The sequence below is a fragment of the Variovorax sp. GW821-FHT09B05 genome (genome assembly GCF_059418265.1).
The window spans coordinates 1-24,215 of record NZ_JBWKPN010000024.1 but is presented as its reverse complement, the minus strand read 5'-3'; the positions used below and the strand labels follow the sequence as shown (position 1 = coordinate 24,215).

The following is a 24,215-nucleotide window of genomic DNA, read 5'->3' as shown; positions in this document are numbered from 1 at the left end:
TCGAGCCGGTGCCAGCTGTTCAAGAAAGAGTGTCCTCATGGCACGCGTATGTGAAGTCACGGGCAAGGGCCCGATGGTGGGAAACAACGTTTCCCACGCCAACAACAAAACCAAGCGCCGGTTCCTGCCGAACCTGCAATACCGTCGTTTCTGGGTCGAAACGGAAAACCGCTGGGTTCGCCTGCGGGTTTCGAGCGCTGCCCTGCGCCTGATCGACAAGAACGGCATCGACGCCGTGCTCGCAGACCTGCGCGCACGCGGCCAAGCTTAAGGAGCTGAATCATGGCAACGAGCAAAGGCGGACGCGAAAAGATCAAGCTGGAATCCACCGCGGGTACCGGCCACTTCTACACGACCAGCAAGAACAAGAAGACGATGCCTGAAAAGATGTCGATCATGAAGTTCGACCCGAAGGCACGCAAGCACGTCGAATACAAGGAAATCAAGCTGAAGTAATTCAGTCTGAATTCTTTCTAAAAAGCCCGCAGCGCAAGCCGCGGGCTTTTTTATTTGCCCTGAATTTCGACAGCGGAGCGAATTACCGGGACGAGCCAGCCATCTGACGCGCCCTCCACATTCCTTCTCCAGGGAAACGTCGGGCACAAAAAAGCCGGCCATCGGGCCGGCTTTTTGACAGGGGCCAAAGCCCCAGCAGGGATCGAATCAGGCGCGCGCCGAGCGCAGCCGCGTCGAGAACTCGCGCAGGCCTGCGATGCCGCTGGCTTCCGCGCGATGGCACCAGGCCGCCAGATCGGCCGCCAGTTGCTCGCGCGAATGCGAGGTGTTGAGCCACAGCTGGCGCAACTCTTCGCGCATGGTCGCCATCTTGTCGAGCACCGGGTGAGCGGCACGGGCCTGCACCACGTGCGAGCGGGCCGATGCGGGCACCTTGTCGTCGTCGCGGTGCATCCAGCGCTTGGCGGCCTTCAGCACCGAGAGGTCGGCACCCTTGCTCTTGAGCGCGGCGATTTCCTCTTGCGTGGCACGGCGCATTTCGCGCGCATAGCCAGCCATCACTTCATAGCGGTTGGCGATGACGGCCTCGAGCGTCTTCTCGTTGGCCACGGGCTGGATGTCGCCCATCTGCATCTTCGGCGGCACCTTCTTGACCTTGGCCCAGCCGATCTTCTGCATCATCTGGATGTAGATCCAGCCAATGTCGAACTCGTACTTCTTGACCGAGAACTTGGCCGAGGTCGGGTAGGTGTGGTGGTTGTTGTGCAGCTCTTCGCCGCCGATGATCAGGCCCCAGGGCATGATGTTGCGGCTGGCGTCAGGCGCCTCGAAGTTGCGGTAGCCCCAGTAGTGGCCGATGCCGTTGATGATGCCGGCGGCGGTGATCGGGATCCACAGCATCTGGACCGCCCACACGGCCATGCCGAGCGTGCCGAACAGCGCCAGGTTGATCACCAGCATCAGGCCCACGCCCTGCCAGCTGTAGCGCGAATACAGGTTGCGCTCGATCCAGTCGTCGGGCGTGCCGTGACCGTAGCGCTCCATCGTTTCCTTGTTCTTCGACTCCGCACGGTAGAGCTCGGCGCCGCGCCAGAGCACTTCCTCGATGCCCTTGACCTGCGGGCTGTGCGGATCTTCCTCGCTCTCGCACTTGGCGTGGTGCTTGCGGTGGATCGCGACCCACTCCTTCGTCACCATGCCGGTGCCGAGCCAGAGCCAGAAGCGGAAGAAATGCGACGGGATCGGACCGAGGTCCATCGCCCGGTGCGTTTGCGTCCGGTGCAGGAAGATCGTCACGGCGGCGATCGTGATGTGCGTGGTGACGAGCGTGTACAGCACGATCTGCCACCAGGTGAGATCCCACAGGCCGTTTCCGAGCCAGTCGATGGCCGCGCTCAGGATGGCGGAGTCAGGAAGCAACATTGAGTCAGGTACTCCATAACCGCACGAAGGTGCGGCTTCTAGGTAACTCGCAATTTTAGGGCCGGGGGTCAGGAATCACTCACCTTTCACCCCATGGTTTGCGCAGATTTACCCTAACTTTGGAGCCCCATACCTATTTGCGGTTCCACACGGCAGCAAAGAAACCGTCGGTGGCATGCAGATGGGGCCACAGGCGCAGGTAGCGCCGTCCGTCGGCGCCGCCCGCGACCAGGCTGTCGCCCTGCTCCACCTTGAGGCCCTGCAGCAGTTCCGCCGCGTCCACGGGCACGAAATCGGGATTCGCGGCGCCGAAAGCCTCCGCGATGGCCTCGTTCTCCTCGGGCAGCACGCTGCAGGTGGCGTAGACCAGCCGCCCGCCCGACTTCACGAGCCGGGCCGCGCTCTGCAGGATCGCCGCCTGCTTCGCGGTCAGTTCTTCCACCGACTTGGCCGATTGGCGCCATTTCAGGTCCGGATTGCGCCGCAGCGTCCCGAGCCCCGAGCAGGGCGCATCGACCAGCACCCGGTCGATCTTGCCCGCCAGCCGCTTCACCCGGTCGTCGCGCTCGTGCGCGATGGCGGCCGGATGCACGTTCGAGAGCTTGCTGCGCGCCAGCCGGGGCTTGAGCGCGTCGAGGCGGTGCGCCGAGGTGTCGAAGGCGTACAGCCGCCCGGTGTTGCGCATGCCCGCGCCGATCGCCAGCGTCTTGCCGCCGGCGCCCGCGCAGAAATCGACCACCATCTCGCCGCGCTTGGCGTCCAGCAGCAGCGCCAGCAGCTGCGAGCCCTCGTCCTGCACTTCGATGGCGCCACGCACGAAGGCGTCGAGCTTGGTCAGCGCGGGCTTGCCTTCGAGGCGCAGGCCCCAGGGCGAATACGGCGTTGCTTCCGATTTGATAGCAGCTTTGGCAAGCTCCGCCTTCACGTCGGCCCGCTTGTCATGCAGGGAATTGACGCGCAGGTCGAGCGGCGCCGGCTGCTGCAGGCTCTGGACCAGCGGCCAGAAGCCGTCGCCGAGCTGGCTCTTGAGTGGCGCCACCAGCCATTCGGGCAGGTTGTGGCGATGGCGCTCGAGCAGGTCGGCCTCGCTGACCGCGTCGCAGTTGTCGAGCCAGCGCTTCTCGGTGTCGTTGAGCGCGCTCTTGAGGAAGTCGCGCGGGCCGTGGAAGCCCAGGATCGCCATCCGGCGTTCCTTCGGGCCGCTGCCCGAGGGCGAGAGGTGATCGAACAGCAGCTTCTTGCGCAGCACGGTGTAGACCGTCTCGGCCAGGGTGGCGCGCTCGCGCGGACCGAACTCGCGGTGGTCGCGAAAGAAGCGCGAAACCACCTGGTCGGCGGGGTGATCGAATTTCAGGACCAGGCCGACCAGATCGGCGGTGGCCTCCAACAGGGCTTTGGGGTGCATGCCCCGATTGTCTCAGCCGCCGCCCGCCTCAGGCTCCGCGCGTCCAGACCGCCCCGAAAGCCTGCCGCTCGATGTCCTCCAGCGTCGGCGAATGCCCGGCCCACAGCACCAGCGCCACGCCGGGCAGGCTCAGGGTCTGCTCGAGCTGGCGGCACAGCTGCCAGCGCTCCTCGTCGTCCAGGCCCGGCAGTTCGACGAAGACGACGAAGGCGCGCCGCCACGGAAACTCGCGCAGGTTCTTGCGCACCAGCCAGGCGCGCGACACCGGCAGGTTGCGCACGAGGTCGGCCCGCAACTCGTCGAGCTCGTGCTCGTTGAGGTCGTGCCGGCCGATCTGGCTGAAGCTCGGCGTCTCGGTCAGTTCCTCCCAGGCGCGCGCTTCGGCCTCCTCGGCCTCCTTCAGGCGGCCGCGCCAGTGCTTGAGGCCCGCCTCGTCGTGCGGACCGGCATCGGGGTTCTCGAGCACCGCCACCGCATTGCGGGCGGCCCACCAGCGGCTCGCGGCGCCCGCCTCGTGCAAGCGCTCCAGCACCGCGAGCCGGGTCTCGCGCTCGGTCGACGGGATCATCTGCGCCAGGCCGCGCAAGGCACCCGGGTGCTCGGGCGCGATCCGCAGCGCGCGCTCGTAGCGCTCGCGCACCGGCGCCGAGGTGTCGAGGCGGCGTTCGGCATCGGCCCATTCGACCCACTCGTCGGGCGTGTTGCGCTCGCCGCGCGCCGCCAGCACCGCGATGCGCTCGCGGATGCGCGAGCGGTGCGCGTGATGCTGCTTCCAGTCGGCGGCATGGGCCTGGCGCCACTGGGCGTCGAAGTGCGCGATCCAGCGCGGGCCGTCGACCAGCATCTCGAGCGCCGGCCGCTTCGACCAGGCCGGCACCGTCGCCTTCTGGCGCAGTGCCTCGAGCCGGTCGCGCAGCACCGGATGGGTGTCTTCCAGGTCACTGACGCGGCGCATCGCCTCGCGCAGCGCCTGGCGCGCGAACTCGGGCCCCGGGGGCGTCGCAGCGCACTCGCGCAGCCCCGCGAAGGGCCCCGGCGGCAGCGGCTCGCGCTCGGCCCGGGCCCAGTGCCAGGGCCAGAACTCGTTGGCGTACCAGTTGGCCTTGATCGAGATCTCGGTCAGCGCCGCGGCCGCCACCGAAGTGCCGAGCAGCCGGCCCGAGATGCGGTCGGCCTCGTACTCGTCCTGCCGCGCGAGCGCGAAGGTCTTGGCCGCGAAGCGCGGGAAGTACCAGCGGAAGAAGGCCTGCGAGACGATCGCCATCACGCCTTCGTTGCGCTGCAGGTTGGCGTCGAGCTTGAGCCACGACAGCCGCGTGCGGTAGATCCAGGCGCTGAGCTTGCCATGGTTGCCGCGCAGGTGGCCGTACTCGTGCGCGAGCACCGACAGCAGCCGCCGCCGGTCGAGCATCATCAGCAGCGGCAGCCCGATGCTCAGCGAATTGACCGCGCCGCCGAAGAGCCCGAAGCGCGGCACCTGGCGGATGCTGGCGTTGAAATCGTCGTCGAGGTAGACGCGATGGACCGGCGGTCCCTTGATCTTGCTGCGGATGCGGTCGAGCGCCTCGAACAGCTGGGGCGCGTCCTCGCGCGAGAGCTCCAGGCCGTCCGGCTCGTCGAAGCGCACCCACAGCGCGCGCACCGTGGCCCACAGCAGGCCCAGGCCGAACAGCAGCAGCCAGCCGCGCGAGACGCTGAAGCGCCCGTCGCCCAACGACACGGCGACCCAGACGATCAGCCCCATCGCCAGCCCGAGGCAGGCCAGCACCCAGAGATAGCCCAGCGCCGCGAACGCCGCCACGCCGCGGCGGTAGCGCGCGCTGTCCTCCGCACTGGCATGCTCGCTCAGCCGGACGAGATGGACAAAATCAGCGCGATCCATTCCGGTACTTCCGCCTGCCCCGGCATGCCTGCCGGCGGCCCCGACTCCTGACAAAGAAAGAAACGACCCCGTGACCGACGACGACCTGCCGCCCCTGATCCAGACCCCGCCGGGCCGCTACCGCCACTACAAGGGCGGGGAATACGAGGTGCTGGACACCGTGCGCCACAGCGAGACCCTGGAACCGATGACGCTCTACCGCGCGCTCTACGGCGCCCGCGGCCTGTGGGTGCGCCCGGCCGCGATGTTCGAGGAAACCGTGGACATCGACGGCCGGCGGCAACCGCGCTTCGCGCGGATCGAAGGCTGAACGGGCATCGGCGCTCATCCTGCGTCGCCGGTTCGCCGTCCGTTCGGGAAATCGGGCCGAACCGCTCAGCCGCAGCGGACGTCCGTCACCCGGTTGCGCGCATCGACGTCGAGATTCAGGCGCCCGCCATCGAGCTCGGTGGTCGCGGCATCGCCGGGCTTGAGCACGCGCACCGTGCCGGCGCCCGCGCGCACCCTGGCGGCGGCTTCTAGTTGAGGCGTGAGCTGCTGACCCACGGCGAAGCGGGCACCGTCGGCACCGCACTGGAACACCGGGGCGGGCGGCGGCGCCGGTGCGGCGGGCGGCGGCGGGGCCGGAGCGGCGCAGCCTGCCATCAGGGCGGCACCGGCGATCGTGGACAGTAGCGATTGCGTTTTCACTGCGACTCCCGAAAACCCGCGAATATAAACAAGTTCTTTAAGGATTGTGTCCTGATGTATCCATCAGCCACTGGGCAATGGCGCGTGGATACAACTGGTGCTCCTGGGCGAGCACCCGGCCGGCGAGCGTCGCCGCCGTGTCGTCGGGCAGCACCGGCACCACGGCCTGCGCCAGGATCGGACCATGGTCGAGCTCGGTCGTGACCTGGTGCACCGTGACGCCCGCCACCTTGCAGCCCGCGTCGATCGCGCGCTGGTGGGTGTGCAGGCCCGGGAAGGCCGGCAGCAGCGAGGGATGGATGTTCACCAGCCGCCCGGCATAGCGCTCGACGAAGCCGGGCGTCAGGATGCGCATGAAGCCCGCGAGCACCACCAGTGCCGGCGCATGCGCGTCGACCGCCACGGCAAGCGCCTGGTCGAAAACTTCGCGGCTCGCGAAATCCTTGTGCGGCACCACCGCGGTCGCGATGCCCTGCGCCCGGGCCAGCGCCAGGCCGCCCGCCTCCGCCTTGTTGCTGACGACGGCGGCGACGCGGGCGCCGAAACGCTCGGCCCAGCGGTCGCGCGCCGCGGCGCGCACGATGGCCTCCATGTTGGAGCCGCCGCCGGAGATCAGGATCACGATGTTCTTCATGGGAGGCGGGATTATCCGTGCCCGTGAAAGCGCCCTTTTCCCGCCCTCCCCCTTGCAGCGCGAGGTCCGCGCACCCAGACTTGTCGCCGCGCGGACAGCGATTTGCAGCACGACCGTGCTAAAACTCGTGGCTCCGGAGACACGCCGCGTCTGCGGTGCACCGACGATCAACACAGCGAGGCACGCATGGATTTGAGCTTCACGCCCGAAGAACAGCAGTTCCGCGAAGAGATTCGCGCATGGGTCAAAGAAAACCTTCCCAAGGAAATCTCCACCAAGGTCCACAACGCGCTGGAACTCACGCGCGACGATATGCAGACCTGGGCCAAGATCCTCGGCAAGAAGGGCTGGCTGGGCTACGGCTGGCCCAAGGAATTCGGCGGTCCCGGCTGGACCGCCGTGCAGCGCCACCTGTTCGAGGAAGAAACCGCGCTGGCCGGCGCGCCGCGCATCGTGCCCTTCGGCCCGGTGATGGTGGCCCCGGTCATCATGGCCTTCGGCAACCCCGAGCAGCAGAAGCGCTTCCTGCCCGGCATCGCCAGCGGCGAGGTCTGGTGGAGCCAGGGCTACAGCGAACCGGGCTCGGGCTCCGACCTCGCCTCGCTCAAGACCAAGGCCGAACGCCAGGGCGACAAGTACATCGTCAACGGCCAGAAGACCTGGACCACGCTCGGCCAGTACGGCGACTGGATGTTCAACCTCGTGCGCACCAGCAGCGAGGGCAAGCCACAGACCGGCATCAGCTTCCTGCTGCTCGACATGAAGTCGCCCGGCGTCACCGTGCGCCCGATCAAGCTGCTCGACGGCGGCCATGAAGTCAACGAAGTGTTCTTCGACAACGTCGAAGTGCCGGCCGAGAACCTGATCGGCGAGGAGAACAAGGGCTGGACCTACGCCAAGCACCTGCTCTCGCACGAGCGCACCAACATCGCCGACGTCAACCGCGCCAAGCGCGAGCTCGAGCGCCTCAAGCGCATCGCGAAGACCGAGGGCGTGTACGACGACGCGCGCTTCCGCGACGAGATCGCCAAGCTCGAGGTCGACATCGTCGCGCTCGAGATGATGGTGCTGCGCGTGCTGTCGGCCGCCACCTCGGGCAAGAACTCGCTCGACGTGGCCGGCCTGCTCAAGATCCGCGGCAGCGAGATCCAGCAGCGCTACAGCGAACTGATGATGCTCGCGGGCGGCCCGTATGCGCTGCCGCTGATCCGCGAAGCCATGGCCGCCGGCTGGCAGGGCAACTTCCCGGGCGGCAACCCGGCGCTCGCGCCGCTGTCGTCGACCTTCTTCAACATGCGCAAGACCACCATCTACGGCGGCTCGAACGAAGTGCAACGCAACATCGTCGCGCAGACGGTGCTGGGCTGAGGAGACAAAGACATGGATTTCAATTTCACCGACGACCAGGAACAACTGCGCGACGCCGTCCGCAAATGGGTCGACAAGGGCTATGACTTCGAGCGCCGCCGCGGCATCGAGGCCAAGGGCGGTTTCTCGCGCGAGGCCTGGGACGAACTGGCCGAGCTCGGCCTCGGCGGCCTCTACATTTCCGAGGACGATGGCGGCCTGGGCATGGGCCCGGTGGCCGGCATGGTCGTGATGGAAGAGCTGGGCCGCGGCATCGTGCTCGAGCCCTTCGCGCAGACGCTGATCGCCGGCGCCGTGCTCGGCGGCTACGCGGGCGACGCGCTCAAGAAGGCCTGGCTGCCGCGCATCGCGGGCGGCGAAGCCATCGTGGTGCTGGCCTACCAGGAACGCAAGGCGCGCTATCGCCTCGACGTCTGCGAAGCCAAGGCCGTGAAGGCCGGCGAGGGCTGGAGCCTGACCGGCGCCAAGAGCCTGGTGGCCATCGGCGACCAGGCCGATGCCTACCTCGTGCCCGCCCAGGCCGACGGCAAGATCGCCCTGTTCCTGGTCGAGCGCAGCGCCAGCGGCGTGGAAGCGCGCGGCTACGGCACGCAGGACGGCAGCCGCGCCGCCGAGGTGGTGTTCGACAAGGCCGACGCCACGCTGGTCACGGCCGACGGCCTCGCGGCCCTCGAGTACGCGGTCGACGTCGGCATCGCCGCCACCTGCGCCGAAGCGGTGGGCGTGCTCGACAAGACGGTGGACGTGACGGTCGACTACATGAACCAGCGCAAGCAGTTCGGCGTGGTCATCTCGAGCTTCCAGGCGCTGCGCCACCGCGTCGCCGACATGAAGATGCAGCTCGAACTCGCGCGCTCGATGAGCTACTACGCCACGCTCAAGCTCAACGCCCCCGCGGCCGAGCGGCGCCAGGCGCTGGCGCGCGCCAAGTACCAGCTCGGCGTGTCGATGCGCTTCGTGGGCCAGAACTCGGTGCAGCTGCACGGCGGCATCGGCGTGACCGACGAATACATCGGCAGCCACTACTTCCGCAAGCTCACGCAGCTCGAGATGAGCTTCGGCGACAGCTTCCACCACCTGGGCGAGGTGTCGGCGCGCATGCAGGACACGGCCGGCGTCTTCGCCTGACGGTGCTTTTCTCTTAGCATCCAACGCCCGCCCGCCTTCGCGCCGGCGGGCGTTTTTTCATTCGGAACGGCCGCCGCAACGCAACCACGAAGACCGACCATGCCATCCCGCCGCACCCTCCTCCTCGGCGCGCCGCCGGTCCTCGCCGGGCTGCTCGCGTCCCCCGCCCTCCTGTTGACCGCCTGCGCCAATGCGCCGACCGCCATGCCCTCGCTCGCCGACCGCCCGCCCATCGTCTTCGTGCACGGCAACGGCGACTCGGCCGCGCTGTGGCAGACCACGCTCTGGCGCTTCGAGTCGAACGGCTGGCCGCGCGAGCGGCTGTTCGCCTTCGACCAGCCCCTGCCGCTGGCGCGCGACGACGACGGCGTGGCCCAGGCCGGGCGCAGTTCCACGGCGGAATCGGCCGCCTTCCTCAAGGAACGGGTCGAGCAGGTGCTGCGCACCACCGGCGCGCCCAAGGTCGTGCTGATCGGCAACTCGCGCGGCGGCAACACCATCCGCAACTACGTCCAGAACGGCGGCGGCGCGGCCGTCACCAGCCACGTGGTGCTCGGCGGCAACCCGGCGCACGGCATCTGGGCCGTGCCGGGCCTGCGCGAGAACAACGAGTTCTCGGGGCTGTCGCCCTTCATGCGGCAGCTCAACGCGCCCAAGGGCCCGAACGGCGACGAGGTGACGCCCGGCGTGAAGTGGCTGACGCTGCGCTCGGACAACAACGACAAGTACGCCCAACCGGACGGCCTGTGGGTCGGGTCGCCCGGCAAGCCGACGAACATCGGCTTCGACGGCCCGGCGCTCAAGGGCGCGACCAACACCGTGCTGCCGCGCGTGGACCACCGCGAGACCTCGTTCTCGCCCGCTGCGTTCGCGGCGACCTGGCAGTTCCTCACCGGCGAGGCGCCGCGCAACCCGGAGATCGCGCGCGAGGCCAACGTGGTGCTCGACGGCCGCGCGATCGGCGCGGAGAACCAGTCGCTGGCCGGCGCGCAGGTGCTGGTGTACGCGGTCGATCCGGCCACCGGCCGGCGGCTCGGCGAGCCCGTGCACCGCAAGACCATCGGCACCGATGGCCGCTGGGGCCCCTTCAGCGCGCGCCCCGATGCGGCCTACGAATTCGTGCTCGATACCCAGGCCAGCATCACCCACGTCTACCGCAGCCCGTTCCCGCGCGGCAGCAGCCTCGTGAACCTGCGGCTCGACCCGATCGTGCCGGCCGACGGCAGCGCCAACGCGGTCGCCGTCTTCACGCGGCCGCGCGGCTATTTCGACGCGCAGCGCGACACCATGCGCTTCGACGGCAAGAGCCCGCCCGCTGGCGTGCCGCCCAAGGGGGCAGGCGTGTCGAGCTCGCGCTTGCGCGAGACGGGTTCCGAGCCGCAGCGCGCGGTCACGGGCGAGTTCAATGGCGAGCGCCTCACGGGGCTCACCTGGCCCGCGGTCAAGGGCCATGTCACGGTGCTGGAACTGACCTACTGAAGAAAAGGCGGCATGCGATGAACGACAGCTCCCCCTTCGTGCTCGAGGCCCGCGACGCCCGCGGCGTGGTCACGCTCACGCTCAACCGCCCGGGCGCGTTCAATGCGCTGTCCGAGGGCATGCTGGGCGCCCTCGAAACGGCCATCGCCGGCATCGCGGCCGACGACACGGCGCGTGCCGTCGTGATCGCGGGCGCCGGCAAGGCCTTCTGCGCCGGCCACGACCTGAAGGAAATGCGCGCCGCGCCCGCGCTCGACTACTACCAGCGCCTGTTCGCGCGCTGCGGCGAGATGATGCTGTCGCTGCAGCGGCTGCCGGTGCCCGTCATCGCGCGCGTGCACGGCATCGCGACCGCCGCGGGCTGCCAGCTGGTGGCGGTGTGTGACCTCGCCGTGGCCTCGAGCGAGGCGCGCTTCGCGGTCAGCGGCGTCAACGTCGGGCTGTTCTGCGCCACGCCGAGCGTCACGCTGTCGCGCAACCTGGGCCGCAAGGAGGCCTTCGAGATGCTCGTCACCGGCGAATTCATCGGCGCCGAGGAGGCGCGCGAGAAGGGCCTGGTCAACCGCGTGGCGCCGCCGGCCGAGCTCGATGCCGCGCTCGAGGCGCTGCTGGCCAGCATCGTCGCCAAGCCGCGCACCGCGCTGGCGCTCGGCAAGGCGCTGTTCTACCGGCAGCTCGAAACGGGCATCGCGCCGGCACTGGCGGACGCCAGCCAGACCATGGCCTGCAACATGATGGATGCGAGTGCGCTCGAAGGCGTGCAGGCCTTCATCGAGAAGCGCCCGCCGGCCTGGAAAGCCTGAACCCGGCCAGCTAGCTGTCGTGCAGCCGCGAGCTCTGCGGCAGGTGCGCCATCAGGAATTCCATCTGGTCCGCCAGGATGCGGCGGTTGCGCAGGATGAAGTCCTCCCAGAGGCTGGGCACGTAGGGCGCGTACAAGAGCGGCATGTTGGCCTGCTCGGGGGTGCGGCTGCTCTTGCGGTGGTTGCAGGGCTTGCAGGCCGTGACCACGTTCATCCAGGTGTCGATGCCGCGCTGCGCGAACGGAATGATGTGCTCGCGGGTCAGCTCGTCCTCGTGGAAGTGGCCGCCGCAGTAGGCGCAGACGTTGCGGTCGCGCGCGAACAGCTTGCTGTTGGTGAGGCCCGGACGCTGGGTGAAGGGGTTGATGCGCGGCACGCCCTTGGTGCCGATGATGCTGTTGACGGCAATCTGCGACTGCTCGCCCGTCATCGCGTTGTGGCCGCCGCGGAACAGGGCCACCTGGCCGCCAGCCTCCCAGCGGACTTCGTCCGCTGCATAGTGGATCACCGCCTGTTCGAGCGAAATCCACGACTGGGGCAGCCCTTGGGCCGACAGCTTCAAGACCTTCACCACACGCCTCCTCGACAGAACGAAAGAAACACGGAGAGACCCGGGACACGGAGCGCGTCGGCGACCTCGCGGATCGGCGCACTGCGTCACAATATACCGGCTTTGTGACAAAACGGCCTGATGAGCCCATTCGGCGGGCGACAGGCGCTATCAAAAAGATATTCACCCATGCAGGTTTTCCGCGGCTTCCGGCACCCGGGCGTGGCTCCGGCCTGCGCCTTGACCATCGGCAATTTCGACGGCGTCCACCGCGGCCACCAGGCCATGCTGGCGCTCCTGCAGACCGAGGCGCGGCAGCGCGGCCTGCCGAGCTGCGTGCTGACCTTCGAGCCCCATCCGCGCGACTATTTCGCCGCGCTCGCGAAGAAGCCCGAGCTGGCCCCGGCGCGCATCGGCACGCTGCGCGACAAGCTCGGCGAGCTGGCCGCCTGCGGCGTCGCGCAGACCGTCGTGCTGCCCTTCGATGCCCGGCTCGCCTCGCAGTCGCCCGAGGAATTCATCCAGAACGTGCTGGTCGACGGCCTGGGCGCGCGCTACGTGCTGGTGGGCGACGACTTCCGCTTCGGCGCCAGGCGCGCGGGCGACTACGCGATGCTCGACGCGGCCGGCGATGCCCGCGGTTTCGATGTCGCGCGCATGAACAGCTACGAGGTGCACGGCCTGCGCGTGTCGAGCTCGGCCGTGCGCGAGGCGCTGGCCGAAGGCCGCATGGCCGACGCCCAGACCCTGCTGGGCCGGCCCTACGCCATCTCGGGCCACGTGGTGCACGGGCGCAAGCTGGGCCGCGCGCTCGGCGCCTCGGCACCGGGGCAGGACGACGGCTTCCGCACCCTCAACCTGCGCTTCAAGCACTGGAAACCGGCGGCCAGCGGCATCTTCGTGGTGCTGGTGCATGGCCTGTCCGAGCGGCCGCTGCCCGGCGTCGCCAACCTCGGCGTGCGGCCCTCGCTCGACCCGAACGACGTCAATGCCGGCCGGGTCCTGCTCGAGACCCACTGCCTCGAGTGGCCCTCTCACCTGGGCGCCGAAGGGGCCTACGGTAAAATCGTGCGCGTGGAACTGCTGCACAAATTGCACGACGAATTGCGCTACACCAGCCTCGAAGCCCTCACCGCGGGCATCGCGAAGGATGGACGCGACGCGCGTGCCTTCTTTGCATCCACCCACGCAGAAACCCACCGCCAGACCACGCGCGATCGAATTTAGCCCTGCACGCTCCGTGCTGCCGCCCTTCGACAAGCTCAGGGCGAACGGCTTTTCTTCCGCACCGACGCCCTTTGTGCCGTTCGGGCTGAGCCTGTCGAAGCCCACTGTTTCGCACCCCCAACATGTCTGACGCTGCCGCCCCCACCGATTACCGTTCCACGCTGAACCTGCCCGACACCCCCTTCCCGATGCGCGGCGACCTGCCCAAGCGCGAACCGGGCTGGGTCAAGGAATGGAACGACGCCGAGCACGGCACCTACCACCGCCTGCGCCTGGCCCGCCGCGGCGCGCCCAAGTTCATCCTGCACGACGGCCCGCCCTACGCCAACGGCCAGATCCACATGGGCCACGCGGTGAACAAGATCCTCAAGGACATGATCACCAAGGCGCGCCAGCTCGAAGGCTACGACGCGCTCTACGTGCCGGGCTGGGACTGCCACGGCCTGCCGATCGAGAACGCCATCGAGAAGCAGTACGGCCGCAACCTGAGCCGCGACGAGATGCAGGCCAAGAGCCGCGCCTACGCCACCGAGCAGATCGCCCAGCAGATGGCCGACTTCCAGCGCCTGGGCGTGCTCGGCGAATGGGACCATCCCTACAAGACCATGGACTTCGCCAACGAGGCCGGCGAGTTGCGCGCGTTCAAGCGCGTGATCGAGCGCGGCTTCGTCTACCGCGGCCTGAAGCCGGTCTACTGGTGCTTCGACTGCGGTTCCTCGCTCGCCGAGTTCGAGATCGAATACGCCGACAAGAAGAGCCAGACCATCGACGTGGCCTTCAAGGCGCACGAGCGCGAGAAGGTGCTCGCCGCCTTCGGCCGGCCCGATGCGCTGGGCGATGTCTTCGCCGTCATCTGGACCACCACCGCCTGGACCATCCCGGCCAACCAGGCAATCAACCTCAACCCCGAGCTCGAGTACGCGCTGGTGGACACCGAGCGCGGCCTGCTGATCCTGGCCGCCTCGCTGGTCGAGATGTGCATGACGCGCTATGCGCTCGACGGCAAGGTGATCGCCACCGTCAAGGGCGAGGCGCTCGGCGGGCTCGAGTTCGAGCATCCGCTGTACGACGTCGACGCCGGCTACCGCCGCCTGTCGCCGATCTACCTGGCCGACTACGCCACCGCCACCGACGGCACCGGCCTGGTCCACTCCTCGCCCGCCTACGGCCTGGACGACTTCAACTCCTGCGTCGCCCATGGCGTGGCCTACGACGACATCCTGAACCCGGTGCAGGGCAACGGCAGCTACGCGCCCGACTTCCCCCTGTTCGGCGGCCAGAACATCTGGAAGGCCGTGCCGGTGATCATCGCCGCGCTGCGCGACGCCAACCGCCTGCTGACCACCGAGACCATCAGCCACAGCTACCCGCATTGCTGGCGCCACAAGACGCCGGTGATCTACCGGGCCGCGGCCCAGTGGTTCATCCGCATGGACGAGGGCGAGGGCGTGTTCACCAAGGACAAGGCGCCCAAGACGCTGCGCCAGACCGCGCTCGACGCCATCGAAGAGACCAGCTTCTATCCGGAGAACGGCAAGGCCCGCCTGCACGACATGATCGCCGGCCGGCCCGACTGGTGCATCAGCCGCCAGCGCAGCTGGGGCGTGCCGATCCCCTTCTTCCTGCACAAGGATTCGGGCGAGCTGCATCCGCGCACGATGGAGATCCTCGACCAGGCCGCCGACATCGTCGAGAAGGGCGGCATCGAGGCCTGGAGCCGCGTGACGGTCGAAGAGATCCTCGGCGCCGAGGACGCGCCGAACTACACCAAGAGCACCGACATCCTCGAGGTGTGGTTCGACTCGGGCTCGACCTTCTATCACGTGCTGCGCGGCACGCACCCCACGGTGCACCACGAGACCGGCCCCGAGGCCGACCTCTACCTCGAAGGCCACGACCAGCATCGCGGCTGGTTCCATTCGTCGCTGCTGCTGGCCTGCGCGCTCGAAGACCGCGCGCCCTACAAGGGCCTGCTCACGCACGGCTTCACCGTCGATGCCAAGGGCATCAAGATGAGCAAGTCGCTCAAGAACGGCATCGATCCGCAGGAGATCAGCAACAAGCTGGGCTCGGAGATCATCCGCCTGTGGGTGGCCGCGAGCGACTACTCGGGCGACATCGCGGGCGACGACAAGATCCTCGCGCGCGTGGTCGACGCCTACCGCCGCATCCGCAACACGCTGCGTTTCCTGCTGGCCAACACCAGCGACTTCGACGTCGCGAAGGACGCGCTGCCGCTTTCGGAGCTGTTCGAGATCGACCGCTACGCGCTCGCGCGCGCCGCGCAGTTCCAGGACGAGATCCTCGCGCACTACAAGGTGTACGAGTTCCACCCGGTGGTCGCCAAGCTGCAGATCTACTGCTCGGAAGACCTCGGCGGCTTCTACCTCGACATCCTCAAAGACCGCCTCTACACGACCGCACCCGGCTCGCGCGCGCGCCGCAGCGCGCAGACCGCGCTGTGGCACATCGCGCAGGCGATGCTGCGCTGGATGGCGCCGTTCCTGAGCTTCACGGCCGAGGAAGCCTGGAAGTTCGTCGGCACCGGCCAGGCCGGCGACTCGATCTTCACCCAGACCTACAGCCGCTTCGATGCGCCCGACGAAGCGCTGCTCGCCAAGTGGAGCCGCATCCGCGAGATCCGCGACGCGGTGAACAAGGAGATCGAGACGGTGCGCGCCGACGGCAAGGTCGGCTCCTCGCTGCAGGCCAACCTGCGCGTGACGGCACCGGCCGAGGACTTCGCGCTGCTGGGTTCGCTCGGCGAGGACCTGAAGTTCGTCTTCATCGCCTCGGCGATCGAGCTGGCCGCGGGCGAGGCGCTGGCCACGGCGGTCGTGCCGAGCACGGCGCAGAAATGCGAGCGTTGCTGGCATTACCGCGAGGACGTGGGCCACGATCCGGCCCATCCGACGATCTGCGGTCGCTGCACCAGCAACCTGTTCGGCGCCGGCGAATCGAGGAGCTTCGCCTGATGGCCGCCACCCGCACCGTCTCGGCCTCGCGCTCGCGCGGCGCCGGCATCTGGCCCTGGCTCGCGCTGGCACTGATCATCGTGATCATCGACCAGTTCACCAAGACGCTGATCCTCGGCTACTACAAGCTCGGCGACGCCACCTACGTCACCAGCTTCTTCAACGTCGTGCGCGCGCACAACACGGGCGCGGCCTTCTCGTTCCTGGCCGACCATTCGGGCTGGCAGCGCTGGCTGTTCACGGGCATCGGCGTGGCGGCGGCCGTGTTCATCGTCTGGATGCTGAAGTCGCACGCGGGCCAGAAGCTGTTCTCGTTCTCCATGGCCTGCATCCTGGGCGGCGCCATCGGCAACGTGGTCGACCGGATGATGCACGGCTACGTGGTGGACTTCCTGAGCTTCCACGCGGGCGGCTGGTACTTCCCGGCCTTCAACGCGGCCGACAGCGCGATCACGCTCGGCGCGATCTGCCTGATCCTCGACGAGATCCGAAGGGTGCGGCGCGGCAAGTAGCGGCCCACCGTCTTTTTTGCTCGCTCGAAGGGCGCGCCGGGATTCCCGGCGCGCCCTTCGCGCATTCGGGCGCACGGGTTTTCATCGATCCCGCGCTGTCATGGCGGGGTCATACTGCCGCGGTCCAATGTAATCGATTACATAGCACCCACCGATGAGCATCCAAGCAGTCGCGGCCAAGGCCGGCGTGTCCGTCGCCACCGTCTCGCGCGTCTTCAATTTCCCCGACAAGGTCAGCGGCGCCACGCGCGACCTGGTCGAGCGCGCGGCGCGCGAGCTCAACTACCTGCCGAATGCCAGCGCCCGCACCCTGCGCACCCAGCGCAGCCGCGTGCTCGGCGTGGTGCTGCCCACGCTGCTCAACCCCACCTTCGCCGAATGCCTGCAGGGCATCGCGCAGGCGGCCGTGGCCGGCGGCTACGCGATCATCCCGGTCACCACCGGCTACAAGCTCGACGAGGAGGAGCGCGCGGTCCACATGCTCCTGGCCGGCAATGTCGACGGCCTGATCCTCGTGGTCTCCAACCCCTCGACCTCGAAGGCGCTCGAGCGGCTGCGCGCCCAGCGCGTGCCCTACGTGCTGGCCTACAACCGCCATCCCGCGCATCCCTGCGTCACGGTCGACAACGAGGCCGCCGTCGCCGATGCGGTGGCGCGGCTGGTGCTGCTGGGCCACCGGCGCATCGCGATGGTCAGCGGCACGCTGGCGGCCTCCGACCGCGCCCAGCAGCGCTACCGTGGCTACCAGAAGGGCATGGCCGATGCGGGCCTCAAGCCGCAGCCGCTGGTCGAGGTGCCCTTCGTCGAGAGCGCGGTCGACCGGCTCGCGCGGTTGCTGCAGCTGCGCCACCGGCCCAGCGCGCTGGTCTGCTCGAACGACCTGCTGGCCATCCGCAGCATCCGCGCCGCGCACCGCAGCGGCCTGGCCGTGCCCGCCGACCTCAGCGTGATCGGCTTCGACGGCATCGCGCTCGGCGAGGACCTCACGCCCGCGCTCAGCACCATCGCGCAGCCCAACAGCGACATCGGCCGCCATGGCGTCGAGCTGCTGATCCAGGCCATGGCCGGCGGCGGCGCGCTCGACGCCGATGCCAGCCTGCTGTTGCCCCACGTGTTCCGCGACGGCGAATCGTGCGCCGCCGCGCCCGACGGCGACCCGGGCGACATCGCCTGACGCCCCTTTTCTCCCGACTGCTTCAACCCACCCCGCCACAGGAGCTTCTCCCATGTCCTCTTCCTTGCGCCACATCGCGCGCCTCGGCCTGCTCGCCGCCGCGCTCGTCGGCGGCAGCGCCGCCTTCGCGCAGACCGCCATCTGCTACAACTGCCCGACCGAATGGGCCGACTGGGGCACCCAGCTGAAGGCCATCAAGGCCAGGACCGGCATCACCGTGCCACCCGACAACAAGAACTCGGGCCAGTCGCTCGCGCAGATGGCGGCCGAGAAGGCCAGCCCGGTGGCCGACGTCACCTACCTCGGCGTGACCTTCGCGGTGCAGGCCGCCAAGGACGGCCTGGTCGAGCCCTACAAGCCGGCCGCCTGGAAGGACATCCCCGACGGCCTCAAGGACCCCGCGGGCAACTGGTTCACCATCCACTCGGGCACGCTGGGCTTCATGGTCAACGTCGACGCGCTCAAGGGCAAGCCGGTCCCCAAGTCGTGGGCCGACCTGCTCAAGCCCGAGTACAAGGGCCTGATCGGCTACCTCGACCCGGCCTCGGCCTTCGTCGGCTACGTCGGCGCGGTCGCGGTCAACGAGGCGCGCGGCGGCACGCTCGACAACTTCAAGCCGGCCATCGACTACTTCAAGGCGCTGCAGAAGAACGAGCCGATCGTGCCCAAGCAGACCTCGTACGCGCGCGTGCTCTCGGGCGAGATCGCGATCCTGCTCGACTACGACTTCAACGCCTACCGCGCGAAGTACAAGGACAAGGCCAACGTCGCCTTCGTGATCCCGAGCGAAGGCACGCTGGCCGTGCCCTACGTGATGAGCCTGGTGGCCAAGGCGCCGCACGCGGCCGACGCGAAGAAGGTGCTGGACTTCACGCTGTCCGACGAGGGCCAGGCGATCTGGGCCAAGGCCTACCTGCGCCCGGTGCGCGCCGGCGCGATGCCCAAGGAGATCGAGGCCCAGTTCCTGCCCGCGAGCGACTACGCGCGCGCCAAGAGCGTGGACTACGGCCGCATGGCCGCAGCGCAGCGCGCCTTCTCCGACGAGTACCTGAAGGAAGTGCGCTGAGCCGCACCGCATGAGATGACGCAGGCCACCGCCACGATGCCTTCGGACGGCGCCTCCGGCGCCTGGACCCCGCGCTGGCGGCTGCTGGCCTGCGCCCTGCCCGCGGCCGCCTTCTTCGCGGCCTTCTGGCTGCTGCCGGTGGTGCGGCTGCTCGCGCTGCCCGCCGACAAGGGCTGGGCCACCTACTTCGCCGTGCTGACCGACGCGCGCTACCTGCAGAGCATGGCCAACACCGTGCTGCTGTCGGCGGCGGTCACGCTGGCCACGCTGGTGCTCGGCGCGGCCGTGGGCATCTACCTCGCGCGCCATGCCTTCTGGGGCCGGCGCGTGCTGCTGTCGCTGCTCACCTTGCCGCTGTCCTTCCCGGGCGTGATCATCGGCTTCTTCGTGATCCTGCTCGGCGGCCGCCAGGGCGTGGTGGCCAGCCTGAGCGACGCGCTGATCGGCGAGCGCATCACCTTCGCCTACGGCCTGCTCGGGCTGTTCCTGGCCTACCTGTATTTCTCGCTGCCGCGCGCCATCGCCACCTACGCGGCCGCGGCCGAGGCCATGAACCTGCAGCTCGAGGAAGCCGCTCGCTCGCTCGGCGCCTCGCGGCTGCGCGTGGCGCGCGACGTGTGGATGCCCGAGCTCGCGCCCACCACCCTGGCCTGCGGCGCGATCCTGTTCGCGACCTCGATGGGCGCCTTCGGCACCGCCTTCACGCTCGCGAGCAAGTTCGAGGTGATCCCGATCACCATCTACAACGAGTTCACCAACTACGCGAACTTCGCGCTCGCGGCCTCGCTGTCGATCGCGCTCGGCCTCGTGACCTGGCTGGTGCTGTTCGCCGCGCGCCGCTTCGGCGCGAACCCCGTCGCGCGCTGAGGCCTTCATGCGAACCAACACCCGGCCCCAGGCCCCCTTCCTGCTCGCGATCACGCTGGTCGTGAGCCTGTTCATGATCGCGCCGATGCTGCTGTCGGTGATGGCCGGCCTGGTCAACAACTACAGCACCGGCCTGAAGAGCGGCCTCACCCTGCGCTGGCTCGGCGAGGTGTGGGAGAACTACGGCGGCACCGTCGGCTGGTCGCTCGCGCTGGCCGCGGCCTGCGTCGCCTGCACCGTGCTGCTCGGCGTGCCCTGCGCCTATGCGCTGGCGCGCAGCCGCTCGCGCGCGGCCCATGTCTTCGAGGAGCTGCTGACCCTGCCGGTCGCGGTGCCGGGCCTGGCGACCGCGCTCGCGCTGATCCTCGCCTACGGCCAGCTCACGGCCTTCCGTCAGAGCTTCGCCTTCATCCTGGTCGGCCACGTCGTGTTCACGCTGCCCTTCATGGTGCGCACCGTGAGCTCGGCCTTCCAGCGCCACGAGCTGCTCGCGCTCGAGGAAGCCGCGCGCACGCTGGGCGCGAGCTTCCGCCAGCGCTTCATGGGCATCCTGGTGCCGGCCGTGTTCCCCGCCATCGTGGCCGGCAGCCTGATGGTGTTCACGCTCTCGGTGGGCGAGTTCAACCTCACCTGGATGCTGCACACCCCGCTCACGCGCACCCTGCCCGTGGGCCTGGCCGACAGCTATGCCTCGATGCGCATCGAGATCGGCTCGGCCTACACGCTGGTCTTCTTCGCCGTCATCCTCCCCGTGCTCTGGGGCCTCCAGTACCTCGCACACCTGATCCAGAAACGCCATGGAACTTGAACGCGTCCCCATCGACATCGCCCACTGCGCCAAGACCTATGCCGACGGCACGCGCGGCCTGCAGCCCACCGACCTCCAGGTGGAGGCCGGCGAGGTGCTGGCGCTGCTCGGCCCCTCGGGCTGCGGCAAGACCACGCTGCTGCGGCTGATCGCGGGCCTGGAAACGCCCGATGCCGGCAGCCGCATCGCCTTCGGCGGCCAGGACGTGACGCAGCGCCCGGTCGAGCAGCGCGGCGTGGGCATGGTGTTCCAGAGCTACGCGCTGTTCCCGCAGATGACGGTGGCGGCCAACATCGGCTATGGCCTGCGCATCCGCGGCGTGGCGCCGGACGAGGAGAAGCGCGCCGTCGGCGAACTGGTCGACCTGGTGCGCCTGGGCGGCCTCGAGAACAAGCGCCCGGCCGAGCTCTCGGGCGGCCAGCGCCAGCGCGTGGCGCTCGCGCGCGCCGTGGCGGTGCGCCCGCGCGTGCTGCTGCTCGACGAGCCGCTGGCCGCGCTCGACGCCAAGCTCAAGGAGTCGCTACGCGACGAGCTCGCCGAGCTGCTGCGGCGGCTGCACATCACCGCCGTGCACGTCACGCACGACCAGCAGGAGGCGCTGGCCATCGCCGACCGGCTCGCCGTGATGCAGGCCGGCCGCATCGTGCAGGTGGGCCGCGGAGAAGACCTCTACCGCGCGCCCGCCCATCCCTTCGTGGCCGAATTCCTCGGCCGCGTGAACCGGTTGCAGCGCACGCCCGAGGCGCTGCGCGACGATGTCGTGCGGCTCGGCGGCAGCGCCCTGCCCTGCCCCGGCGCCTGGCGCGACCGCGCGCTGCTGCTGGTGCGCCCCGAGGACATCGAGGTCGGCCCCGCGCAGCCCGCGCGCCCCGGCTGGGGCACGGCCACGGTCGAGCGCCGCACCTTCCTCGGCGACCGCGTGCAACTGCAGCTGCGCGTGGCCGACCAGCCGCAGATGCTGCTGGCCGACACCGCGCGCGACACGCCCTACGGCATCGGCGATGCCGTCGCCCTTCGCATTCACCCCGACCGATTGATGAGCCCGCAGGACACCCGCGCATGACGACGACCCACGACACCTTCCTGGTCCAGCTCACCGACCTGCACATCCGCGAGCCGGGCCGGCTGGCCTATGGCCGCATCGACACCGCGCCCTACCTCGAGCGCGCGGTGCAGTCGGTGCTCGCGCTGCGGCAGGCGCCCGATGCGGTGGTGATCACCGGCGACCTCACCGACTTCGGCCGCGCCGCCGAGTACGAGCACCTCGCGCGCCTGCTGGCACCGCTCGAGGCGCGGGGCATCCCCTTCCACCTGATGCCCGGCAACCACGACGACCGCGACCAGCTGCGCCGCAGCTTCCCCGGCCACGCCTACCTCGGCGACGGCAACGACACCGACGGCTTCGTGCAGTACACGCTGCGCGTCGGCGCGCTGCGGCTGATCGCGCTCGACACCGTGGTGCCCGGCGCCAGCCATGGCGCGCTGTGCGAGAAGCGGCTGGCCTGGCTCGAGGCCCGGCTCGGCGAGAGCCGGCGCGAGCCGGTGGTGGTCGCGATGCACCATCCGCCGTTCCAGACCCTGATCGGCCACATGGACGAGATCGGCCTGCTCGAGGGCGCGGCGGAACTCGAGGCCCTGATCGCGCGTCATTCCAATGTGGAACGCGTGATCTGCGGCCACCTGCACCGCGCCATCGACGTGCGCTTCGGCGGCACCCTCGCCTCGACCGCGCCCGCGCCCGCGCACCAGGTCTGCCTGGACCTCGCGCCCGACGCGGCCTCGGCCTGGACGCTCGAGCCCCCGGGCTTTCGCGTGCATGCCTGGTCGCCAACGGCGGGCCGGCTGGTCACGCACCTCGCGGCCTCGGGTCGTTTCGAGGGGCCGTACCCGTTCCACGACAACGGCGCGTTGATCGACTAAGACCCAGGCTGGCCTGCACCGGCCACATGTGGAGAATGGGGGGTCGACGCAAAACCGAATCAGAACGAAAAGAAAGGATCAAGCCCGACACCCATGAAGCATCTTCTGAACCTGCTGGCGGCCGTCGCCCTGCTGGTGTGGGGCACGCACCTCGTGCGCACCGGCGTTCTTCGCGTGTTCGGCGCCAACCTGCGCAAGATCCTCGTGCAGAGCATGCGCAACCGATTCACGGCCGCCCTCTCGGGCATCGGCGTCACGGCCCTCGTGCAATCGAGCACCGCCACCTCGCTGATGACCTCCTCCTTCGTCGGCCAGGGCCTGGTCACGCTGCCCGCGGCGCTGGCCGTGATGCGCGGCGCCGACGTCGGCACGGCACTGATCTCGGTGCTGTTCTCGGCCGACCTGTCCTGGCTCTCGCCGATGTTCATCTTCGTGGGCGTGGTGCTGTTCATCACCCGCTCGGCCACGGTCGCCGGGCGCGTGGGCCGCGTCTTCATCGGCCTGGGCCTGATGCTCCTGGCCCTCCAGCTGGTGGTCGAAGCCACCGAGCCGCTGTTCTCCTCGGCCGCCGTGCGCGCCCTGCTGGCCTCGATCAGCAGCGACGTGCTGCTCGAGATCACCATCGGCGCCGTGCTGGCCATCGTGGCCTATTCGAGCCTCGCGGTGGTGCTGCTGGTGGCGACCATGGCCAATTCGAACGTGGTGCCGCTGGACGTCGCGCTCGGCCTGGTGCTCGGCGCCAACCTCGGCAGCGGCCTGCTCGCGGTGCTGACCACCGCCAAGTCGGCGATTCCGGTGCGGCAGGTGACCATCGGCAACCTGCTGTTCAAGGCCCTGGGCGTGGCGATCGTCGCGCCCTTCGTCGGGCTGTGGATTCGCCACGTGCAGCCGCAATTGCCCACGCCCACGCACGGCGTGGTGCTGTTCCACCTGGCCTTCAACATCGTCATCAGCGTCGGCTTCATCGGCCTCACGCAGATGGTCGCGAACCTGGTGACGCGCATGCTGCCCGAGCCCGCGCCCTCGACCGCCTCGCTGCGGCCGCACCACCTCGATCCCTCGGCGCTGTCGACACCCACGCTCGCGATCTCCAATGCCGCGCGCGAGGCGCTGCACCAGGCCGACATCGTGGAGACGATGCTGATCGGCGTGCTCGACGTGATCCGCCGCAACGACCTCAAGCTCGCGCAGGAGCTGCGCCAGCTCGACGACACGGTGGACGAGCTCTATTCGGCGATCAAGTACTACATGACGCGCATCTCGCGCGAGGCCCTCGGCGAGGAGGAGAGCCGGCGCTGGACCGACATCATCAGCTTCACGATCAACATGGAGCAGATCGGGGACATCATCGAGCGGGTGATCCAGGACGTGGAGGACAAGAAGATCAAGCCGCAGCGCAACTTCTCGGAAGCGGGGATGGCGGAGATCGTCGAGCTGCATGGGCGGCTGGTGGCGAATCTGCGGCTGTCGATGAGCGTGTTCCTGAACGGGAATGTTCGGGATGCGCAGAAGCTGCTCGAGGAGAAGGCTCGGTTTCGGGATCTGGAGCGGGCTTATGCGACGACGCACCTGGATCGGTTGTCGGATCGGACGACGTTGAGCATCGAGACGAGTTCATTGCATATCGATCTGATCAGCGATTTGAAGCGGATCAATTCGCATATCTGTTCTATTGCTTATCCGATCTTGGAGTCGGCTGGGGCGTTGGCGCCTTCTCGGTTGAAAGAGTCTCGTCTGGGGAAGATCGAGGGGTGATGGTCTTTTTTTAGGCCGTAGGCCGGGTCTCGCCCCGGCGGGCGACTTACTTTCTTTGTCTCGCCAAAGAAAGTAAGCAAAGAAAGGCGACCCC

At 68.8% G+C, this 24,215-nt stretch carries 23 protein-coding genes; 17 read left to right on the top strand and 6 right to left on the bottom strand.

Translation table 11 applies throughout. The features are described from left to right. Positions 1–37: 37 nt before the first annotated feature. Both rpmB and rpmG read left to right on the top strand, forming a co-directional pair. Positions 38–271, top strand: a complete 234-nt coding sequence (gene rpmB / locus AC07RM_RS37855; RefSeq protein WP_028251282.1) for a 50S ribosomal protein L28 — start codon at positions 38–40, stop codon at positions 269–271. Positions 272–282: 11 nt separating this feature from the next. Beyond that, positions 283–456 carry a 50S ribosomal protein L33 gene (gene rpmG, locus AC07RM_RS37850; protein WP_007830291.1) on the top strand — a complete coding sequence of 58 codons (174 nt, stop codon included), beginning with the start codon at positions 283–285 and terminating at the stop codon, positions 454–456. A gap of 207 nt (positions 457–663) precedes the next feature. Here rpmG and AC07RM_RS37845 read toward each other — a convergent pair whose 3' ends face one another. The 3 genes from AC07RM_RS37845 to AC07RM_RS37835 form a co-directional block, all read right to left on the bottom strand. After that, positions 664–1,878 carry a DesA family fatty acid desaturase gene (locus AC07RM_RS37845; protein WP_296798752.1) on the bottom strand — a complete coding sequence of 405 codons (1,215 nt, stop codon included), beginning with the start codon at positions 1,876–1,878 and terminating at the stop codon, positions 664–666. 133 nt (positions 1,879–2,011) lie between these two features. Further along, the gene (locus tag AC07RM_RS37840; RefSeq protein ID WP_495337748.1) at positions 2,012–3,283 is read right to left on the bottom strand and encodes an RsmB/NOP family class I SAM-dependent RNA methyltransferase; all 1,272 of its coding nucleotides are present in this window, start codon (positions 3,281–3,283) and stop codon (positions 2,012–2,014) included. Between the two features lie 28 nt (positions 3,284–3,311). Next, positions 3,312–5,165, bottom strand: coding sequence for a M48 family metallopeptidase (locus AC07RM_RS37835; protein ID WP_296777101.1), 1,854 nt, complete (start codon positions 5,163–5,165; stop codon positions 3,312–3,314). Positions 5,166–5,235: 70 nt separating this feature from the next. On the opposite strand from AC07RM_RS37835, the gene AC07RM_RS37830 reads away from it, so the two are divergent. Continuing rightward, complete coding sequence (locus AC07RM_RS37830; RefSeq protein ID WP_495337747.1) at positions 5,236–5,475, top strand: DUF1653 domain-containing protein; 240 nt, start codon at positions 5,236–5,238, stop codon at positions 5,473–5,475. 65 nt (positions 5,476–5,540) lie between these two features. On the opposite strand, the gene AC07RM_RS37825 is transcribed toward AC07RM_RS37830, so the two are convergent. Together AC07RM_RS37825 and purN are read right to left on the bottom strand one after the other, a co-directional pair. Beyond that, positions 5,541–5,855: an I78 family peptidase inhibitor gene (locus tag AC07RM_RS37825; protein ID WP_093355727.1), complete on the bottom strand. Its 315-nt coding sequence runs from the start codon at positions 5,853–5,855 to the stop codon at positions 5,541–5,543. A gap of 37 nt (positions 5,856–5,892) precedes the next feature. Next, on the bottom strand, positions 5,893–6,489 hold the full coding sequence (gene purN, locus AC07RM_RS37820) for a phosphoribosylglycinamide formyltransferase (protein ID WP_495337746.1): 597 nt from the start codon (positions 6,487–6,489) through the stop codon (positions 5,893–5,895). Positions 6,490–6,675: 186 nt separating this feature from the next. Between purN and AC07RM_RS37815 the strand changes: the two genes are divergently transcribed. The 4 genes from AC07RM_RS37815 (at position 6,676) to AC07RM_RS37800 (ending at position 11,267) form a co-directional block, all read left to right on the top strand. Next, the gene (locus AC07RM_RS37815; RefSeq protein WP_208509154.1) at positions 6,676–7,857 is read left to right on the top strand and encodes an acyl-CoA dehydrogenase family protein; all 1,182 of its coding nucleotides are present in this window, start codon (positions 6,676–6,678) and stop codon (positions 7,855–7,857) included. Between the two features lie 12 nt (positions 7,858–7,869). Beyond that, the gene (locus tag AC07RM_RS37810) at positions 7,870–8,985 is read left to right on the top strand and encodes an acyl-CoA dehydrogenase family protein (protein ID WP_208509155.1); all 1,116 of its coding nucleotides are present in this window, start codon (positions 7,870–7,872) and stop codon (positions 8,983–8,985) included. 99 nt (positions 8,986–9,084) lie between these two features. Next, entirely contained in the window at positions 9,085–10,464 is a 1,380-nt protein-coding gene (locus tag AC07RM_RS37805; RefSeq protein ID WP_495337745.1) for an alpha/beta fold hydrolase, read from the top strand. A gap of 17 nt (positions 10,465–10,481) precedes the next feature. Then, positions 10,482–11,267, top strand: a complete 786-nt coding sequence (locus tag AC07RM_RS37800; RefSeq protein WP_495337744.1) for an enoyl-CoA hydratase — start codon at positions 10,482–10,484, stop codon at positions 11,265–11,267. A 10-nt stretch (positions 11,268–11,277) separates the two neighbouring features. Here AC07RM_RS37800 and AC07RM_RS37795 read toward each other — a convergent pair whose 3' ends face one another. Continuing rightward, positions 11,278–11,838 carry an HNH endonuclease gene (locus tag AC07RM_RS37795; RefSeq protein ID WP_057595044.1) on the bottom strand — a complete coding sequence of 187 codons (561 nt, stop codon included), beginning with the start codon at positions 11,836–11,838 and terminating at the stop codon, positions 11,278–11,280. A gap of 168 nt (positions 11,839–12,006) precedes the next feature. Between AC07RM_RS37795 and AC07RM_RS37790 the strand changes: the two genes are divergently transcribed. From AC07RM_RS37790 to AC07RM_RS37745, 10 genes are all read left to right on the top strand, one after another. Next, complete coding sequence (locus tag AC07RM_RS37790) at positions 12,007–13,044, top strand: bifunctional riboflavin kinase/FAD synthetase (RefSeq protein WP_203204731.1); 1,038 nt, start codon at positions 12,007–12,009, stop codon at positions 13,042–13,044. Positions 13,045–13,166: 122 nt separating this feature from the next. Then, complete coding sequence (gene ileS, locus AC07RM_RS37785) at positions 13,167–16,019, top strand: isoleucine--tRNA ligase (protein ID WP_495337743.1); 2,853 nt, start codon at positions 13,167–13,169, stop codon at positions 16,017–16,019. Beyond that, positions 16,019–16,531, top strand: coding sequence for a signal peptidase II (lspA, locus tag AC07RM_RS37780; protein ID WP_093355750.1), 513 nt, complete (start codon positions 16,019–16,021; stop codon positions 16,529–16,531). The genes ileS and lspA overlap by 1 nt, the downstream gene beginning before the upstream one ends. A 154-nt stretch (positions 16,532–16,685) precedes the next feature. Then, positions 16,686–17,705 (top strand): LacI family DNA-binding transcriptional regulator, encoded by a 1,020-nt coding sequence (locus tag AC07RM_RS37775; protein WP_208509159.1) that lies wholly within the window; start codon positions 16,686–16,688, stop codon positions 17,703–17,705. Between the two features lie 52 nt (positions 17,706–17,757). After that, on the top strand, positions 17,758–18,771 hold the full coding sequence (locus AC07RM_RS37770; RefSeq protein ID WP_398500338.1) for an ABC transporter substrate-binding protein: 1,014 nt from the start codon (positions 17,758–17,760) through the stop codon (positions 18,769–18,771). 15 nt (positions 18,772–18,786) lie between these two features. Then, the gene (locus AC07RM_RS37765; protein WP_398500335.1) at positions 18,787–19,638 is read left to right on the top strand and encodes an ABC transporter permease; all 852 of its coding nucleotides are present in this window, start codon (positions 18,787–18,789) and stop codon (positions 19,636–19,638) included. A 7-nt stretch (positions 19,639–19,645) separates the two neighbouring features. Beyond that, positions 19,646–20,446: an ABC transporter permease gene (locus tag AC07RM_RS37760; RefSeq protein WP_203204726.1), complete on the top strand. Its 801-nt coding sequence runs from the start codon at positions 19,646–19,648 to the stop codon at positions 20,444–20,446. Continuing rightward, a complete protein-coding gene (locus AC07RM_RS37755) occupies positions 20,436–21,509 on the top strand; it encodes an ABC transporter ATP-binding protein (protein ID WP_495337742.1) in 1,074 nt (357 codons plus the stop codon). The genes AC07RM_RS37760 and AC07RM_RS37755 overlap by 11 nt, the downstream gene beginning before the upstream one ends. Continuing rightward, positions 21,506–22,366, top strand: coding sequence for a phosphodiesterase (locus AC07RM_RS37750; protein WP_495337741.1), 861 nt, complete (start codon positions 21,506–21,508; stop codon positions 22,364–22,366). The genes AC07RM_RS37755 and AC07RM_RS37750 overlap by 4 nt, the downstream gene beginning before the upstream one ends. Positions 22,367–22,459: 93 nt before the next feature. After that, complete coding sequence (locus AC07RM_RS37745) at positions 22,460–24,121, top strand: Na/Pi cotransporter family protein (RefSeq protein ID WP_093355764.1); 1,662 nt, start codon at positions 22,460–22,462, stop codon at positions 24,119–24,121. Positions 24,122–24,215 lie beyond the last annotated feature (94 nt).

What these genes read in the sequence shown, in the direction of transcription:
- rpmB (WP_028251282.1), top strand. Translation starts at nt 38, where the DNA reads ATGGCACGCGTATGTGAAGTCACGGGCAAGGGCCCGATGGTGGGAAAC.
- rpmG (WP_007830291.1), top strand. Translation starts at nt 283, where the DNA reads ATGGCAACGAGCAAAGGCGGACGCGAAAAGATCAAGCTGGAATCCACC.
- AC07RM_RS37845 (WP_296798752.1), bottom strand. Translation starts at nt 1,878, where the DNA reads ATGTTGCTTCCTGACTCCGCCATCCTGAGCGCGGCCATCGACTGGCTC.
- AC07RM_RS37840 (WP_495337748.1), bottom strand. Translation starts at nt 3,283, where the DNA reads ATGCACCCCAAAGCCCTGTTGGAGGCCACCGCCGATCTGGTCGGCCTG.
- AC07RM_RS37835 (WP_296777101.1), bottom strand. Translation starts at nt 5,165, where the DNA reads ATGGATCGCGCTGATTTTGTCCATCTCGTCCGGCTGAGCGAGCATGCC.
- purN (WP_495337746.1), bottom strand. Translation starts at nt 6,489, where the DNA reads ATGAAGAACATCGTGATCCTGATCTCCGGCGGCGGCTCCAACATGGAG.
- AC07RM_RS37815 (WP_208509154.1), top strand. Translation starts at nt 6,676, where the DNA reads ATGGATTTGAGCTTCACGCCCGAAGAACAGCAGTTCCGCGAAGAGATT.
- AC07RM_RS37810 (WP_208509155.1), top strand. Translation starts at nt 7,870, where the DNA reads ATGGATTTCAATTTCACCGACGACCAGGAACAACTGCGCGACGCCGTC.
- AC07RM_RS37805 (WP_495337745.1), top strand. Translation starts at nt 9,085, where the DNA reads ATGCCATCCCGCCGCACCCTCCTCCTCGGCGCGCCGCCGGTCCTCGCC.
- AC07RM_RS37800 (WP_495337744.1), top strand. Translation starts at nt 10,482, where the DNA reads ATGAACGACAGCTCCCCCTTCGTGCTCGAGGCCCGCGACGCCCGCGGC.
- AC07RM_RS37790 (WP_203204731.1), top strand. Translation starts at nt 12,007, where the DNA reads ATGCAGGTTTTCCGCGGCTTCCGGCACCCGGGCGTGGCTCCGGCCTGC.
- ileS (WP_495337743.1), top strand. Translation starts at nt 13,167, where the DNA reads ATGTCTGACGCTGCCGCCCCCACCGATTACCGTTCCACGCTGAACCTG.
- lspA (WP_093355750.1), top strand. Translation starts at nt 16,019, where the DNA reads ATGGCCGCCACCCGCACCGTCTCGGCCTCGCGCTCGCGCGGCGCCGGC.
- AC07RM_RS37775 (WP_208509159.1), top strand. Translation starts at nt 16,686, where the DNA reads ATGAGCATCCAAGCAGTCGCGGCCAAGGCCGGCGTGTCCGTCGCCACC.
- AC07RM_RS37770 (WP_398500338.1), top strand. Translation starts at nt 17,758, where the DNA reads ATGTCCTCTTCCTTGCGCCACATCGCGCGCCTCGGCCTGCTCGCCGCC.
- AC07RM_RS37765 (WP_398500335.1), top strand. Translation starts at nt 18,787, where the DNA reads ATGACGCAGGCCACCGCCACGATGCCTTCGGACGGCGCCTCCGGCGCC.
- AC07RM_RS37760 (WP_203204726.1), top strand. Translation starts at nt 19,646, where the DNA reads ATGCGAACCAACACCCGGCCCCAGGCCCCCTTCCTGCTCGCGATCACG.
- AC07RM_RS37755 (WP_495337742.1), top strand. Translation starts at nt 20,436, where the DNA reads ATGGAACTTGAACGCGTCCCCATCGACATCGCCCACTGCGCCAAGACC.
- AC07RM_RS37750 (WP_495337741.1), top strand. Translation starts at nt 21,506, where the DNA reads ATGACGACGACCCACGACACCTTCCTGGTCCAGCTCACCGACCTGCAC.
- AC07RM_RS37745 (WP_093355764.1), top strand. Translation starts at nt 22,460, where the DNA reads ATGAAGCATCTTCTGAACCTGCTGGCGGCCGTCGCCCTGCTGGTGTGG.